General features: G+C 35.9%; 14 protein-coding genes. 13 read left to right on the top strand and 1 reads right to left on the bottom strand.

Translation table 11 applies throughout. The annotated features are described in order from the left end of the window. Positions 1-44: 44 nt before the first annotated feature. The 5 genes from BBF96_RS08350 (at position 45) to yihA (ending at position 8,317) form a co-directional block, all read left to right on the top strand. Positions 45-1,808, top strand: a complete 1,764-nt coding sequence (locus tag BBF96_RS08350) for a sugar phosphorylase (RefSeq protein WP_127016716.1) — start codon at positions 45-47, stop codon at positions 1,806-1,808. A gap of 22 nt (positions 1,809-1,830) precedes the next feature. Then, complete coding sequence (locus BBF96_RS08345) at positions 1,831-3,174, top strand: glycosyltransferase family 4 protein (RefSeq protein WP_127016715.1); 1,344 nt, start codon at positions 1,831-1,833, stop codon at positions 3,172-3,174. 316 nt (positions 3,175-3,490) lie between these two features. Beyond that, entirely contained in the window at positions 3,491-5,182 is a 1,692-nt protein-coding gene (lonB, locus tag BBF96_RS08340) for an ATP-dependent protease LonB (protein WP_127016714.1), read from the top strand. 143 nt (positions 5,183-5,325) lie between these two features. Further along, a complete protein-coding gene (lon, locus tag BBF96_RS08335; RefSeq protein ID WP_127016713.1) occupies positions 5,326-7,749 on the top strand; it encodes an endopeptidase La in 2,424 nt (807 codons plus the stop codon). Continuing rightward, a complete protein-coding gene (gene yihA / locus BBF96_RS08330; RefSeq protein WP_127016712.1) occupies positions 7,736-8,317 on the top strand; it encodes a ribosome biogenesis GTP-binding protein YihA/YsxC in 582 nt (193 codons plus the stop codon). Before lon ends, yihA begins: the two co-directional genes overlap by 14 nt. Before the next feature lie 457 nt (positions 8,318-8,774). Here yihA and BBF96_RS08325 read toward each other — a convergent pair whose 3' ends face one another. Further along, positions 8,775-10,202 carry an IS110 family RNA-guided transposase gene (locus BBF96_RS08325; RefSeq protein ID WP_164730971.1) on the bottom strand — a complete coding sequence of 476 codons (1,428 nt, stop codon included), beginning with the start codon at positions 10,200-10,202 and terminating at the stop codon, positions 8,775-8,777. Positions 10,203-10,768: 566 nt separating this feature from the next. Here BBF96_RS08325 and BBF96_RS08320 point away from each other — a divergent pair. The 8 genes from BBF96_RS08320 (at position 10,769) to BBF96_RS08285 (ending at position 15,810) form a co-directional block, all read left to right on the top strand. Beyond that, positions 10,769-11,143 carry a VOC family protein gene (locus tag BBF96_RS08320; RefSeq protein WP_127016710.1) on the top strand — a complete coding sequence of 125 codons (375 nt, stop codon included), beginning with the start codon at positions 10,769-10,771 and terminating at the stop codon, positions 11,141-11,143. A gap of 35 nt (positions 11,144-11,178) precedes the next feature. Continuing rightward, positions 11,179-11,577, top strand: coding sequence for a hypothetical protein (locus tag BBF96_RS08315; RefSeq protein ID WP_127016709.1), 399 nt, complete (start codon positions 11,179-11,181; stop codon positions 11,575-11,577). Next, positions 11,525-11,851 (top strand): DUF7847 domain-containing protein, encoded by a 327-nt coding sequence (locus BBF96_RS08310; RefSeq protein ID WP_127016708.1) that lies wholly within the window; start codon positions 11,525-11,527, stop codon positions 11,849-11,851. Before BBF96_RS08315 ends, BBF96_RS08310 begins: the two co-directional genes overlap by 53 nt. Positions 11,852-12,073: 222 nt before the next feature. Continuing rightward, positions 12,074-12,628, top strand: a complete 555-nt coding sequence (locus BBF96_RS08305; protein WP_127016707.1) for a GNAT family N-acetyltransferase — start codon at positions 12,074-12,076, stop codon at positions 12,626-12,628. Next, complete coding sequence (locus BBF96_RS08300; RefSeq protein ID WP_127016706.1) at positions 12,628-13,497, top strand: GNAT family N-acetyltransferase; 870 nt, start codon at positions 12,628-12,630, stop codon at positions 13,495-13,497. The genes BBF96_RS08305 and BBF96_RS08300 overlap by 1 nt, the downstream gene beginning before the upstream one ends. Further along, the gene (locus BBF96_RS08295; RefSeq protein ID WP_127016705.1) at positions 13,498-14,031 is read left to right on the top strand and encodes a GNAT family N-acetyltransferase; all 534 of its coding nucleotides are present in this window, start codon (positions 13,498-13,500) and stop codon (positions 14,029-14,031) included. A 19-nt stretch (positions 14,032-14,050) separates the two neighbouring features. Then, on the top strand, positions 14,051-14,815 hold the full coding sequence (locus tag BBF96_RS08290; protein ID WP_127016704.1) for a class I SAM-dependent DNA methyltransferase: 765 nt from the start codon (positions 14,051-14,053) through the stop codon (positions 14,813-14,815). A 401-nt stretch (positions 14,816-15,216) separates the two neighbouring features. Then, positions 15,217-15,810: a DUF6385 domain-containing protein gene (locus tag BBF96_RS08285; RefSeq protein WP_127016703.1), complete on the top strand. Its 594-nt coding sequence runs from the start codon at positions 15,217-15,219 to the stop codon at positions 15,808-15,810. Positions 15,811-15,812: the final 2 nt, after the last annotated feature.

The following is a 15,812-nucleotide window of genomic DNA, read 5'->3' as shown; positions in this document are numbered from 1 at the left end:
AAAATATCAGTAGCTATTGGATGAAAAAAGGAGGAGTTATAAAGATGAAATCATACACTATATCACAAGCTGACCAACAGAAAATGCTTGAAAAATTGAACTTTTTATATGGAAAAGAACGCGGCCAGAAGGTTCTAAAGAGATTAATAAAAATCATTAATGACTTTTTAAAAGAAAATGGTGGTCCAAGGGGACAGCTTAATACAGACTGGGTTGATGAAAAAGATGCCATTCTAATTACATATGGAGATCAGTTCCAAAAAGAAGGAACTATTCCTTTGAAAAATTTAAAAGATTTTGCCTGTACATATTTAAAAGATACGTTTACCGGGATTCATATTTTACCTTTCTATCCTTACTCTTCAGATGATGGATTTTCTGTGATTGATTATTTTGCAGTAAATCCTGAGCTGGGCGGATGGCAGGAAGTCGAAGAGTTAAGCAAAGAATTTAAGCTGATGTTTGATGGTGTAATCAATCATATTTCAGCAAAAAGTGAATGGTTTCAGGAATATTTAGCAGGTAATCCCCAATACAAAAACTTTTTCATTGCTGTACCAGAAGATACTGATATAAGTCAGGTAACCAGACCCAGAACGACACCGTTACTTACTCCATTTGATACACCTGAAGGGACCAAATATATCTGGACAACTTTCAGTGCAGATCAGGTTGATCTAAACTACGCCAATGAAGAAGTATTGCTAAAGATTGTAGAACTACTCTTATTTTATAGTAAAAAGGGGGCAAAACTGATTCGCCTGGATGCCATAGGGTATTTATGGAAAAAGTTAGGTACAACCTGTATCCACTTGGAAGAAACCCATAAAGTAATTCAACTTTTTAGAGATATATTCGATATTGTAGATCCAGAGATGATCTTCATCACAGAGACAAATGTACCCCATAAAGAGAATATCAGTTATTTCGGAAATGGATATAATGAAGCACAAATGGTATATCAATTTCCATTACCGCCGTTGGTGTTAAATGCATTTTATCGGGAAAATGCGAGCCATTTATTAAAGTGGGCAGATTCACTGGAAAAACTGTCGGACAGAACTACTTTCTTTAATTTCTTAGCTTCTCATGATGGAATTGGTTTGATGCCAGCTAAAGGGATTTTATCAGAAGAAGAGATCAATGAAATGGTAGAAATGGTAAAAGCCCGGGGAGGAGGAGTTTCTTATAAGACCAATAGTGATGGAAGTAAATCACCTTATGAATTAAATATCTCCTATTTCAATGCTCTTTCCAATGAAGAAGACCCGGAAGAGATCAAGGTTAAGCGATTCCTTTGTGCCCATTCCATATTGTTATCTTTAGTCGGAGTGCCGGGGATTTATGTGCATAGTTTACTGGGGTCGCAGAACTATTATCAAGGGGTAAAAGAAACGGGAAGATTAAGGTCTATTAATCGTGAAAAATTTAAGATAGATAAGCTTTATAAAGAATTGGAAGATAAAAATTCAATAAGGAGAAAAGTTTTTGACGGAATGAGAGAACTTTTGAAATTACGTCGGAAAAGAAAAGCTTTTCATCCTCTGGGAGATCAGAAAATACTCTTTCTTAATGATCAGGTATTTTCATTAGTGAGAACATCTCCAGATCAAAGTGAAAAATTACTTTCTCTTCAGAATGTTTCTCAGAAAGATCAACGGCTTATTATTAATTTAAAAGAGATTGGCTTTGATTCTACCAGTACTTATCGTGATATTATTTCTGATAAAGTGTTTATACCAGACGATGCAGGAAATATCATCTGTCATCTTGATTCTTATCAGTTTATGTGGATTGTTTCGGTTTAATTAAAATTGAGGAGGATCTAGTATGAAAATAGGCTTAGCACATTTTCGAGTCGGAGAAACCGATGGAGTATCATTGGAGATGGAAAAATGGCGGAAAGTATTAGAAGAATTAGGCCATCAGGTTTATTACATTTCCGGAAATCCTGATTATGGTGAGATTTATATTCCAGAATTATATTATTTACATCCTGAAAATAAGAAATTTGTTATCAATGGATTTGATGAAATCAAGGATTATGCAAATGAAGAAGAGTTTCTAAAAGATATTCTGATTTTTGCTGAAAGGATAGAAGAGAAGCTTAAAAAGGCGATTTTAGAATATGGAATTGAACTTCTTATTCCAAACAATATCTGGTCTTTAGGTTGGGGATTACCAGCGGGGATAGCTTTTACTAGAGTAATGGAAAAACTTGACTTGCCATGCATTGCCCACCATCATGATTTTTATTGGGAAAGGGAACGATATAGTAAGCCAACCTGTAGTTTTGTAAAAGAGATTCTGAATCAGTATTTTCCGCCTAAGGATCCGCGGGTTAAGCATGTGGTGATCAATAAACTGGCCCAGATGGAATTAAAAAAACGAACGTTGTTGGAGTCGACAGTTATACCCAATGTTTTTGATTTTGACCAGCCTTTATGGGAAGTTGATGATTATAATCAGGATTTACGGACAAGTATTGGGATAAAAGATTCTGATCTGGTAATTTTACAAGCTACACGGGTTGCGGAACGGAAAGCCATTGAGTTAGCCATCGAGGTGGTAGGCGAGTTAGTAAAACGTCGCTCAGAGTTAGAAGGACCTCTTTATGATGGACGGAATTTTACAGATGAGAGTCGAATTATTTTGGTGATGGCTGGATTAATTGAAGCGGATAAAAGATATATTGATTTATTGAAGCAATTGGCAGAAGAAAAAGGGGTTGAGATAAAGTGGATCAACCCAGTAATTGAAGCTAGCCGTAAAGTAGTCGGAGAGAAAAAATTTTATTCCCTTTGGGATGCCTATGCTATTGCTGACCTGATTACTTATCCCAGTATTTTAGAGGGATGGGGAAATCAATTCCTGGAAGGTCTCTTTGCTCGTAAACCAATGGTAATTTATGAGTACCCGGTCTATAAAAGTGATATAGTGGAAAAAGGGTTTATCACTATCTCCCTTGGTGATACCTATAGACGGCGGGAAAATGGTCTGGTTCAAGTTTCGCCAGAAAAGATTAGCCAGGCAGCGACAGAGTCAATCCGCTGTTTAAAGGATAGAAAAGTACGTCAGAAGATGGTAGAAGAAAATTTTTTGTTGGGTAAAAAATATTATTCCTATCAGGTACTTGGAAACTTATTAAAAGAATTATTAACTAATATAAAGTAAATTATTAAAAGGTTAAACGAATGAAAGTCAAAATCTGGTCCTTTATCTTCAAGGAAGATAAGGGGTCAGATTTTCATATTTTATTAAAATTAAACTTTAGATAGTTAGAAAAATTTCTTTTAAAATAAAAAATTAGCTTTTTATATTAAAAACATAATATTAAAAATTAAGAAATTTGGGGAGTTGAAATTCCAAAAAAAGTATGATAAGCTAAATAAGTCAATTAATTTTCCAGAAATGTTTTTTAAAATCAAGGATTACTGAACTCCGAGCAGGTTATACTATTTTTAGATTGAGGTTTAAGGAGGTACATTGAATGAATTATAGCCTGTTCGGTTTGGTTCAGTTTTTCTTTGTCATTGTCATTGGCCTCTATTTCTGGAATTTACTTAAGTCACAACAGGGGACCAAAGTGGCAGTACAAAAAGAATCTAGAAAAGAAATGGAGAAATTGAGGCGCTTACAACGTCTATCTTTAACTGAGCCTCTTTCTGAAAAAACCCGGCCTTCCAGTTTAGATGAGATTATTGGTCAAAAAGAAGGAATTAGTGCCTTAAAAGCGGCCCTATGTGGCCCTAATCCCCAGCATGTGTTGATCTATGGTCCTCCAGGAGTTGGTAAGACGGCAGCGGCTAGAGCTGTATTGGAGGAAGCAAAAAAAAATCCTCGCTCTCCTTTTAATGAGGAATCTAAATTTGTTGAGATAGATGCTACAACAGCAAGATTTGATGAGCGGGGTATTGCTGATCCTTTGATTGGTTCTGTTCACGACCCTATTTATCAGGGAGCCGGTGCTATGGGAGTTGCGGGTATTCCCCAACCCAAACCTGGAGCTGTAACAAAAGCTCATGGAGGGATATTATTTATTGATGAGATTGGTGAACTTCATCCAATTCAGATGAACAAACTTCTTAAGGTTCTTGAAGATCGTAAAGTATTTTTAGAGAGCGCTTATTATAATGAAGAAGATCCAAATGTTCCACAGCATATTCATGAAATATTTCAAAAGGGACTACCTGCAGATTTTCGTCTGGTAGGAGCTACGACCCGTATGCCACATGAATTACCTCCTGCCATCCGCAGCCGCTGTCTGGAGATTTATTTCCGGGCTTTAGTTCCTGAAGAGATCGGGATTATTGCCAGAAATGCTGCTAAAAAGATGGAATTTAAGATTCGGGAAGAAGCTGTCCAGGTAGTGATGAAATATGCTAACAATGGCCGGGAAGCTGTAAACATGATTCAGATTGCCGGAGGATTGGCTTTGGAAGAAAAACGGGATGAGATAAGAGTTGAAGATATTGAACGGGTAATAAACAGCGGTCAATATAATCCCCGGCCTGATAAACGAGTGCCAGATGAGCCCCAGGTGGGATATGCCAATGGTTTGGCTGTTACAGGTCCAAATATAGGAATTTTAATTGAGATCGAAGTCTCAGCAATAAAAGTTCGTGATGGTCGAGGGGAGATTAAGGTAACTGGTGTAATTGATGAAGAAGAGATGGGTGGGCCAGGACGGACCGTTAAACGTCAGAGTATGGCCCGTGGTTCTGTGGAAAATGTCGTTACCTTGCTCCGACGGTATATGGAGATTGACCCACGGGAATATGATATCCATGTCAATTTTCCAGGTGGAATTCCCATAGATGGGCCTTCTGCTGGTGTGACTATTGCAACAGCTATTTATTCAGCTATAACTGGAATACCTGTTGATAATTATGTTGCAATGACAGGGGAAGTTTCCATCCGGGGGTTGGTTAAGCCCGTTGGTGGTATAGTAGCCAAGATTGAAGCTGCGAGGCGTGCAGGAGCCAGAAAGGTTATTATTCCACAGGAAAATTGGCAAGAGATTTTCAAAAAAATTGATGATATTGAAATTGTTCCTGTTTCAAATTTAGAAGAAGTCTTACAACATGCTCTGGTCAAAAAGAAATCTAACATTAACTTTATAAAAGAAGGTATTCAATTCCTTTCTGCCTCTCAAACTTCTTCTGGGGTTACTACGATTTAAAGTTTTAAGCTATACGCCCTTTTTAAGTTTGAAAAGGGCGTTATTTAAGTTTAATATATCTGCAGGAATTATGCCAGATTACGAGAATTAACATAAGTATGAGAGATGGTGCAAATATCGTGATCTAGTGGAGGTGAAGAGTTATGACGGAAAATCGTCCATATAATGTAGAGGATAATGATATAGTAAATATTTCTCTGGAAGAGGAAGTTAATGATCAAGAATATGGAAATGAAAATGAAGTTGAAAAGAAAGTACTTCCTGTTCTCTGTTTAAGAGGATTGGTCGTATTTCCACATATGGTACTGCCTTTATTAGTAGGGCGTGAAAAATCTATAGCTGCTTTAGAAGAAGCAATGATGGAGGAAAAGCGGATTTTTCTGGTGGCCCAGAAGGTAGAAGATGCAGAAGATCCTGATGTGGATGATTTATTTTCTGTCGGTACACTGGCTGAAATTAAACAATTGGTCAAATTACCTGATGGAACCTTAAAAATTATAGTAGAAGGATTAGAGAGAGGTCGAATAAAAGAATTTGTTCAAATGGACCCTTATTACCGGGTTACATATGAAATTTTCCCTGAAGAGGAGCCAAAAGGTACAGAGGTAACGGCTTTGATGCGGGCTGTTCTTACTCAGTTTGAAACTTATATTAAGGTAAGTCGGCGGATTCCGCCTGAAATTATGACTACCGTGGTTAATGTGGAACAGCCTGGACGACTAGCTGATATTATCGTATCTCATATAACTCTTAAGTTAAAAGATCAGCAAGAGCTTTTGGAATCTATTGATCCTCAGGAGCGTTTGGAGAAATTATATAATATTCTGGGTCGAGAAATAGAAATTTTGGAAGTTGAACAGAAGATTCATAATCGAGTAAGAAAACAGGTAGAGAAAACTCAAAAGGAGTATTATCTAAAAGAGCAATTAAAAGCTATTAAAGAAGAATTGGGTACCGGAGATGAGGAAACTGAGATTGAGGAATATAGAACAAAAATTGAGGAATTAGGATTACCTGATGAAGTTAAGACAAAAGCTTTAAAGGAAGTAGACAGACTGGAATATATGCCTTCTCATGCTGCTGAAGCTGCAGTGATTCGGACTTATCTGGATACATTACTAGATTTACCCTGGAATAAGTATTCCGATGAAGAATTGGATTTAAAACGAGCTAAAAAGATTTTGGATGAAGATCATTATGGTTTAAAAGAAGTAAAAGAGAGAATTTTAGAATATCTGGCTGTCCGAAAACTTTCACCGAAATTAAAAAGTCCAATTCTCTGTCTTATAGGTGCTCCCGGAGTTGGTAAGACTTCATTGGGACGTTCTATAGCCCGTGCTGTTAATCGAGAATTTGTCCGTCTATCCCTGGGAGGTGTCAGGGATGAAGCTGAAATTCGGGGTCATCGACGTACCTATATTGGAGCACGCCCCGGTAGGGTTATCAATGCTATGCGTGAAGCAGGAACTAAAAATCCAGTCTTTTTATTGGATGAAATTGATAAAATGAGTTCGGATTTTAGAGGGGATCCGGCTGCAGCACTTTTAGAGGTATTGGATCCTGAGCAAAATAATGCATTTACCGATCATTATTTAGAAGTACCATTTGACTTAAGTCAAGTAATGTTTATTACAACTGCCAATGTTGCTCATACCATTCCAAGACCATTATTAGATAGAATGGAAGTACTGGAGATTCCCGGCTATACAGATGAAGAAAAAATTCAGATTGCCAAGCGCCATTTGATTCCAAAACAGATGAAGGAACATGGCTTAAGTGAAAAGAACATTTCTATTTCTGATTCTGCTATTAAACTGATAATTCAAGAGTATACCCGGGAAGCTGGGGTACGTAATCTGGAACGTAAGATTGCTGCTATTTGTAGAAAAGTTGCAAAAGATGTGGTTGCTGGTAAAGAGACTTTAAGCCGGATTACTGCTCAGAATTTGAGAAAATATTTAGGTGTACCCAGATATCGTTATGGTCGGAGCGAGAATGAAGATAGAGTAGGTGTTGCCACCGGAATGGCTTATACTGAAGTAGGTGGCGATATTCTGGATATTGAAGTGGCTGTTGTTGAAGGTAAGGGAGACTTAACTTTAACCGGTCAAATGGGAGATGTAATGAAGGAATCTGCGAGGGCTGCATTAAGTTATGTCCGGGCCAGACGTAAAGAACTCGGTTTGCCGAAAGATTTTTATAAAAAATTTGATTTGCATATTCACGTGCCTGAGGGGGCAGTACCTAAAGATGGCCCATCTGCAGGCATTACCATGACAACAGCTATTATTTCTGCATTAAGTAACCGTCCTGTCAGGGGAGATGTGGCCATGACAGGGGAGATCACTCTGCGGGGACGTGTTTTAGCTGTAGGTGGAATTAAGACTAAAGTACTGGCAGCTCATCGAGCAGGTATTAAAAAAATTATTTTACCGCGGGAGAATGAACGTAACTTAGAAGAGATCCCTAAACAGGTTAGACGGGAATTGGAGTTTTTCTTAGTTGATCATATGGATCAAGTTTTAGAAGTAGCATTGAAATGGGGTGAGGAGGATGAAAATTCATAACCCTGAATTTGTATGTTCTGCTGTCATTGAAAAAAATTATCCTAAACATCAGTTAAAAGAGATAGCTCTTGTAGGGAGGTCTAATGTTGGTAAATCTTCGTTGATTAATAAACTTATTAACCGGAAAAAACTGGCCAGGACCAGTTCACAACCCGGACGGACTCAGACCATCAACTTTTATAAGATGGATGATTACTTCTATTTTGTTGATCTTCCCGGATATGGTTTTGCCAAAGTTCCACTTGAGGTTAAAAAGAAATGGGGCGAGATGATTGAACATTATTTGTATAATCGCTCCAATCTGTCTGCGGTAATTCAATTGGTAGATGCACGTCATAAACCTACGGAAGATGACCAGATGATGTATAACTGGCTTAAAGAGATGAAAATACCTGCTCTAGTAGTTGCAACTAAGGCGGATAAGGTTTCCCGTGGTAAACGTAAACCTGCTAAAGATTTGATCTTTAAAACCCTTAATCTACCTGAAAACCAACCCTTCACCTTCTTCTCTGCTCAGACAGGGGAGGGGAAAGATGAGGTATGGAAGTTTATAAAAGAGTATATATGATAACCTAAAGAGAGCTGCTTAGTGTAGGCAGCTCTTTTTTAGTGTTTAGAAAATTATACTTTTTGCAGTAAAAAGAAAGACTGTAGTCAGAAAGATTACTAAGTACAATAAAGTACCCGAAGAGCATTTTGTTCATGTTTAGAAATTATATGTTTCGCAGGTTGTATATAACAATATGATTAAACTTCAAAAAGCCAATTTTGAGCGCTATTAAAATTTTTCGCTAAACCATCTTAGTGAGATTTCAGTCGAAATAAGGCTTCATCACAGACTGCGGTGAAAGTCAAGAGGTAATTGAGAAAAAATTCAAAAGAAATATTATCCTTAAATAATATATTTTGCCACACCAATAACACAATATTCTCAGCCACCTGAGTTAATAAAATTTTAGTCTGAAAAGTCTTCGTAGGTCTTGACTACTTACCTAAAAAATGTTATTTTTAAGGTAAGTGAAGACCTACGTGTTGACTGCGTAAACTAATGCGTGTTCCAGCTTTGGCTGAGTTCGTGTGTATTTTGCAGCAACACCTAGTGTCTTCACTTTTTTTGTTGAGTTTTTCTGTGCTGCGACAGGTATTTTTTTGGATTTTTCTTCTACTATTTCAGGAGTCTGATTTTCAATCACCTCCTTTTGTCTAAGTTTATGCTTTTTTCTTTCCTCTGGCGAAAGGTAGAGTTGGTTTTTGGATAATAGAGCATAAACTAAACGTACTAGTTTGCGAGCTGTAAGTGTCAATGCTCTTTTATGTGGATGGCGAGATGTTTCTTTAAACTTGCGTTTATAATATTCACGATACTCAGAATTATGTTTTATCATCGATTGGGCAGCTTGAATGAAGTAATAGCGAAGATAAGCGTTTCCAGTTCTGGTCAAGGGAGTAAGATCGCCAGTGAAGTTGCCTGATTGAATTTTTCTCCAGGTAAGACCAGCATATTTGGCCAGTTGAGCCTGACCAGGGAATCGGGAGATGTCGCCAATTTCAGCAATTATACCAGCAGCCAGAACAGGTCCAATACCAGGTATTGAGAGCAAAGGGTTTTTAAATTTTTTCATTAATTTTGAGATTTTTTTATTTAAACGGTCTATATGTTGTTCGATTAAATTCAATAGCTGTAAGTTTAGTTTGATGATAAAGTGTATCTGTTCAGCTAAGATGTCAGGGATGGAGAATGAATGTTTTGCAGTTTGATTAACCAGAATAGATTTTTGTTCAATATCCCGGAAATGATTTTTGCTGGACGAAGCAAGCATGTTTTTAAGTTCATTGATAGGTACTTCGGCCAATTTTTTTGCAGAGTGGAATTTTTTCAATAGATTTTTGGCTGTGGTACCAAACATATCGGAAAAAGGTTTAACCCGATTCCATTCACTGAAGGTCAGAAACAGGAGTGAACAGGTATAATTTTTTAATTGTGCTTTTGTTTGGCACAAAAAGAAGCGGTATCTGGTAAGGCGTTGTAGAGCTAGATATTTAGCATCAGTTGTTTGTGATTCAGGCAACCTGCCAAAACGGAGGCGATCTGCAATGACAAAAGAATCTTTAAGGTCGTTTTTATCCATGTCAGTATAAGCTTTACGAAAATTACTGATGAGTTTAGGATTAAGACTCAGTATTTCGACAGAATAATTTTTAAGTTCGTTTGATGAAGCAAGAGTATGGAACAAGGGAAACCAATAAGAAGATGTAGCTTCCATACCAATGGTGAGTGATTCAAAATTTCCTTTGTCCATGATAGATTTAAGATAGTTGATCATATCCATAGTGCCTGGCAAATTGTTGGCAAAGCGTTTTGATTTACTGATAAAATTACCATCAGCATCCAGGCATTGCAACTGGTTTTCTTTTAAGCTTACATCAATACCGACAAAGAGTTTGTTAGACAATGTAATTACCTCCTATGAAAGTATTTTGTTGAATTAGGGGAATTAGGGGTCCTGGCATCCCTGACAAGTTCAACAACCTCGCCAGAATTAGAATTCAAAGAAACAAACTGCGAGTCAGAAGTACCTGTCAGGGTAGGGGATACAATCTGTGAAAGAAGTCACCTGAAAGAGGTGCAACAAGGATGTGTAGTATTTCCCCTAATTCCTATTGAGAATTATGCCGGACGAACCCTAATTTGTAAAGATTTAGTTTTAAAATTACCTTAACAAAAATTTTAACAATATTTTTAGAAGCATGAAAACCTTTGATTTATAAGGTTTTATGCTATAAAACTTTGCTTAATTTAATTATATACGAGGATGTGATGAGCTAATCAAGGGCCAGGAGGGCCCATTGATTAGGGAGCCTTATTTCGTCTGAAATCGAGCTTTAGATGGTTAGAAAAATTTCTTTTGGAGCGAAAAATTAGCTTTTTGCAGTTAATTTACTAATTATGAAGAAAAAGCAGGATATTTACCCAATTTTGGAGAAGTAAAACTTATCATAAAAAAGGAGGATTTATAAAATGGAACAGTTCTGGGATGGTTTAATTGCTTTTTATGGTACGAATGATTTAGAGAAGACTGATCAATTCTACCGTAAAATCCTTGGTTTAACCCTTTACAAGGACTTGAAGACACGACGGATTTATAATGTACCCGGTGGTGGTAAGTTGGGTTTCTGTTCTCATATGCCAGTTGTAAAAGAGAATAAAAATCCTATCATTACTTTACTTGCTATACATGTAAATGAGATGTATAATAGGTTACTAAAAGCAGGTATTACCATTCCCGAACCACCAAAAGAAGATCGTGGATTTAAAATTCATCATTTTTTTATTAAAGATCCAAATGGTTATACAGTGGAAATATGTAGGTTTTTAGAAGAAGAAGTAGAATGATATTACTCTGAAGAAAAGAAAAAGGGGGAAAAATTATGACTATTAAAAAATTTTCCGTTCAAGATGCTTTAAGATTTGGATGGGATACCCTGACCAGTAATTTTTTATTTTTTTTAGGCATACTAATAGTAGTAGCTTTAATAGGATTATTACCGAATTTTTTTGGAATATTAATGGAAGAAACTGTTTTTCTGGGAACGATAGGTGTCATTGCTTCAATTGTCCTGAGTGTTATTGTTTACTTGGGTTTAATTAAAATTTCATTAATGTTTTGTGATAATACTAAAGGTAAATTTGCTGATCTTTTTTCAACTTTTCCATTGTTTTTTAAATATATAAGTGGTTTAATACTTTATAGGTTAATAGTCATGGTTGGTTTTTTTGTTATTTGTCATTCCTGGAATTATATGGTGGATAAAATTCAGATTTTTTAGTTATTTTATTGTTGATAAAGGATTTGGCCCAATTAAAGCTTTGAAAAAAAGCTCGGAAATAACAAGAGATGTTAAATTAGACCTATTTCTTTTCGAAGTATTGCTTAGATTTATAAATGTTGTTGGAGCTCTTTGTTTGGTTGTTGGCCTGGTAATTACTGTTCCTGTTACACTTGTAGCTAATGCTTATGTTTATCGTGAATTACTCAAGCAGACACAAGTTACTCCAGACTTTGAGATATCTAAAGCAAATGAAGACAAACTGGAAATTTAATGATAATTTCAAATAAATTTTTAAAGACTATTGACGTTTATACATAATTTTGCTAAAATAATATTTAATATACTATTCAGGTTTTAAGAATATCTGGGCTTTAGGTGATTTTTGAGTATTTAAGGAGGTAAAACCCGGAGTGGTAAATTCCATTTATCAGATGGAATTTGCTATCCAGGGTTTATTTTTTAATCATCATAAGGTAAAAGAGGAGGGAGTAAAATGATTTATGGAAAATTGGTTAAATTGCGGCCTGTAGAGAGAGAAGATCTACCAAAGACTACAGGTTTTCTTAATGATCCAGAGGTTTCCATTCCTTTAGGTGCTAAATATTTTGGGATTAGTTTAAAAACTGAGGAGAATTGGTATAGAGGATATTTAAAAGGAGATTATCATTTTACTTCTTTAGTTATTGAAAACTTAAAGACAGGTGAACATATGGGTCATATTGGTTTTAATGAGGTTAGTTGGAAAGACAGGAAAGCTACAGTTGGGCTCTTTTTGGGTAAAGAGTATTGGGGTAAGGGTTATGGTACTGATGCTTTGATGTCAATGTGCCATTATGGTTTTACACAACTAAATTTCCAGCGTATTCAACTTCAGGTTTTTGCTTTTAATAGACGTGCTATACGCTGTTATGAAAAATGTGGGTTTATAGTGGAAGTGGTAGAAAAGAATGCTAATTATATTAATGGTGAATATGTTGATAATATAGTGATGGGAGTATTGGTAGAAGAGTTTATGCCCATTTATGAGAAATATATAAGAGGAGAGTGATGGAGATTAGAGTCTGGAAAGGCCATTCAGAAGATTTAAACCGGATTTTGGAGCTTTGCTGTAAAGCAAATGTAAATATACCTGTAGATTTGCTAAAAGAGGATTTAAAATATTCAAATGATTGTCCAGAGGGGTTATATTTTATTGAAAAAGATGACTCACTTCAGATGGGATGTTGGATAAGGCCCTGGCGCGAAGGAGCACTTAGAATTGGTGCAATTATTTCTACACCGGAAATGGATTCCGATGATTTTTCTTACTATTTTAAACAATTTATGGCTATATTTTCTAATAGTTTCAGAGATAAAGAAAAAAGATCTCTCTTCTATTTAACTGAGTCAGATTTAATTGTTAATACTGCTCTTAAAACCGGGTTTGAAATTTATGCAGAATTACTCAAATACCGTAAAAGAGATTTTGCTATTCCAGATTTTAAGGGATTGCCGGTGAAAATAAGGTCATTTCGTGAAGAAGATGTGGATCAATTACTTGCTCTTGAGTCTGGTATCTTTATGCCCGAATTCTGGAATAGTCCAACTATTTTCCGGAATATGGCTGAGAATGAACGGGGAAACTTTGTTGTTGCTGAGATGATGGATCAGGTGATTGGTTATAACTATAATCGCCTTATAGATGATGAAGGACATCTGGTGCGTATTGGGGTTCATGTAGATTACCAGAGATTAGGAATAGGTAAACAGCTTATGAAACATGCAATAAACTGGTTTAAAAGACAAAATGTAAGTTCCATATTTCTATCTGTTGTCAAAGAAAATTTTCAGGCAAGGGGTCTTTATGAAAAGTTTGGTTTTAAAAAGGAAGAGACTGGGTCAGAATATATTTTGATATTTAATGGAGGAGGGATTTAAATGTTATATGGCGAAAAAGTATTTTTACGTCCAATAGAGTTAGAAGACTTGCCAATTATACATAAATGGAGAAATGATTCTGAATTTATATACCCCGGACTACCGGATCCAACTCCATTTCCAAAATTAGAAGAATGGTATGAAGAATTAGTAAATTCCAATAAAAAGGTGTTTTTAATATGTGATGGCTCTAATGATAAACCTTTCGGGACAGTAGGGATTAGTAGTATTAATGTTCAGAGTCAAAATGCTAAATTGGAGATCATTATTGGTGAAAAAGAGTATCGGGGTCAAGGGTTTGAAATAGAGGCAGTAGTTCTATTTTTGGATTACTGCTTTAAATTGTTGAATCTCCGGCGGATAGCAGTAAAGGTTGATCAGGATAATGAGGAGTATATTAATTCTTTTGAAAAGGTCGGTTTTCGAAAAGAGGGCCAGTTGAGACGGTCTATATTTAAAGATGGACGCTATGTTGATCAATATGTGATGGCCATTTTTAAAGATGAGTATTTTGACCGTTATTTAAAAGAATAATAGCGTAGAGGTGTATGATGTGAAGCAGGCATATACAATCTTTGCCCAATATTATGATCAAATTATGTCCACAGTACCTTATTGTGATTGGGTAGAGTATCTGGAAACTCTGCTAAAGGAGATCAACTATCATCCACGGATTATATTAGATCTGGCCTGTGGAACAGGTAATATGACTTTACTTCTTGCAAAACGCGGATATAAGATGCTGGGGATTGATGGCTCAAAAGAGATGGTGAAAGTGGCGCAAAAAAAGGCAGAGCAAAAAAAGCTTGATGTTTCTTTTAGTCAGGGAGATTTCCGTACTTTTCAGTTAAAAGAGCCAGTTGATTTAGTAATCTCCCTCTATGATAGTTTAAATTATCTTTTAACTGAAGAGGATCTTGAACTTACCTTTAAGCAGGTAAATAAAGCTTTGAATCCTTATGCTTATTTTATCTTTGATATGAATACCGTCTGGCGCTTAACTAACATAGAAGAGGGAAATTCCATGTTTGAGGGAGATGGATATTATTGTTTCTGGCGGGATGAGGTTGATAAAGCCGGGCCATATTGGAAGGTTTATCTTACCTTTTTTATAGAAAATCCAGATGGAAGTATGTGGCGCAAGGATGAGATTCATGTTGAACGGGCTTATCCAATCACAACAATTTCAAAACTGCTTGTTAAAACAGGTTTTAGAGTGGAACAGGTTTATGATGCTTTTACTTTAAATCCCGGAAATGATAAATCAGAACGGATTTATTTTGTTGCAAAAAAAGTTGAATCTGTTGTGCTGGATTAACTCCTGCCAAATAAAAAAGGGCAGGTGTTTTTTATGTTTAGGAAAATGTATTTTTCACTGGATGTGGATAACATTATGTATTAATTTATATTATAAACTGCAAAAAGCTAATTTTGAACGGCATAGAAATTTTTCGCCAAATCATCTTAGCGAGGTTTCCGAAGAAATAAGGTCTCATCACAGGAGGTGATGAGCTAATCAAGGGCCAGGAGGGTCCTTTGATTAGGAAGCCTTATTTCGGCGGAAATCGAGTTTTAGATGATTCGAAAAATTTCTTTATAAAGCGAAAAATTAACTTTTTGCAGTTTAATCATAAATTGTTTCACTCGGACTAAATTAAATTCATATATTAAAGTAAGAAAAGGAATTAAATATGAAAATTTTTAAAGAGGTGAAAAAGTATGCCTAATTATCATATTCGGAATTTGGATGTTACTAAATTAAAAACTCAAATATATGGATCTACGGATACAGCACCTCTTGCTACTGATGAAGATGGGTTTTTGAAAATTCGGAGTATTTCTGATGCAATTACTGTAAATATTGATGGAACAGTAGCGATTCGTGACCTGACTGCTAATAGTGATAGCATATTGATATATGGTTATGATGGTACTAATATTCAAAGAATTAAAACTGATACAGATGGAAACATTCGTACCAATCTTACTGCTAGAGATTTTACAGAATTGACTGAAAAAGATTTAGCTTCCGGTGATGCTTATACAAATAGTCAATCACGTAATACTTCTCAATATTCTACGTATTCTTTTGCGGTATATAATACTGGTGATGCGAATAGCGTCGATGTTATTTTGGAAGTGAGTCCAGATAATCAAATGTGGGCTACTGATGTTGGACCAAGAACCATTGCTGCTGGCGATATGGAGGTTTTGTATCCTGCTAGTTTTCTTAAATACACAAGAATATCCTACAAATCTACAACTGCTGGTCAATCGACAACACTTGACATATTTTTCCAGGCTCAAATTTAAAA

The sequence above is a fragment of the Anoxybacter fermentans genome, from assembly GCF_003991135.1.
GTDB classification, from domain to species: domain Bacteria; phylum Bacillota; class Halanaerobiia; order DY22613; family DY22613; genus Anoxybacter; species Anoxybacter fermentans.
The sequence above is the reverse complement of the archived record's forward strand: the minus strand, read 5'-3'. Positions and strand labels throughout refer to the sequence as shown.

What these genes read in the sequence shown, in the direction of transcription:
- BBF96_RS08350 (WP_127016716.1), top strand. Translation starts at nt 45, where the DNA reads ATGAAATCATACACTATATCACAAGCTGACCAACAGAAAATGCTTGAA.
- BBF96_RS08345 (WP_127016715.1), top strand. Translation starts at nt 1,831, where the DNA reads ATGAAAATAGGCTTAGCACATTTTCGAGTCGGAGAAACCGATGGAGTA.
- lonB (WP_127016714.1), top strand. Translation starts at nt 3,491, where the DNA reads ATGAATTATAGCCTGTTCGGTTTGGTTCAGTTTTTCTTTGTCATTGTC.
- lon (WP_127016713.1), top strand. Translation starts at nt 5,326, where the DNA reads ATGACGGAAAATCGTCCATATAATGTAGAGGATAATGATATAGTAAAT.
- yihA (WP_127016712.1), top strand. Translation starts at nt 7,736, where the DNA reads ATGAAAATTCATAACCCTGAATTTGTATGTTCTGCTGTCATTGAAAAA.
- BBF96_RS08320 (WP_127016710.1), top strand. Translation starts at nt 10,769, where the DNA reads ATGGAACAGTTCTGGGATGGTTTAATTGCTTTTTATGGTACGAATGAT.
- BBF96_RS08315 (WP_127016709.1), top strand. Translation starts at nt 11,179, where the DNA reads ATGACTATTAAAAAATTTTCCGTTCAAGATGCTTTAAGATTTGGATGG.
- BBF96_RS08305 (WP_127016707.1), top strand. Translation starts at nt 12,074, where the DNA reads ATGATTTATGGAAAATTGGTTAAATTGCGGCCTGTAGAGAGAGAAGAT.
- BBF96_RS08300 (WP_127016706.1), top strand. Translation starts at nt 12,628, where the DNA reads ATGGAGATTAGAGTCTGGAAAGGCCATTCAGAAGATTTAAACCGGATT.
- BBF96_RS08295 (WP_127016705.1), top strand. Translation starts at nt 13,498, where the DNA reads ATGTTATATGGCGAAAAAGTATTTTTACGTCCAATAGAGTTAGAAGAC.
- BBF96_RS08285 (WP_127016703.1), top strand. Translation starts at nt 15,217, where the DNA reads ATGCCTAATTATCATATTCGGAATTTGGATGTTACTAAATTAAAAACT.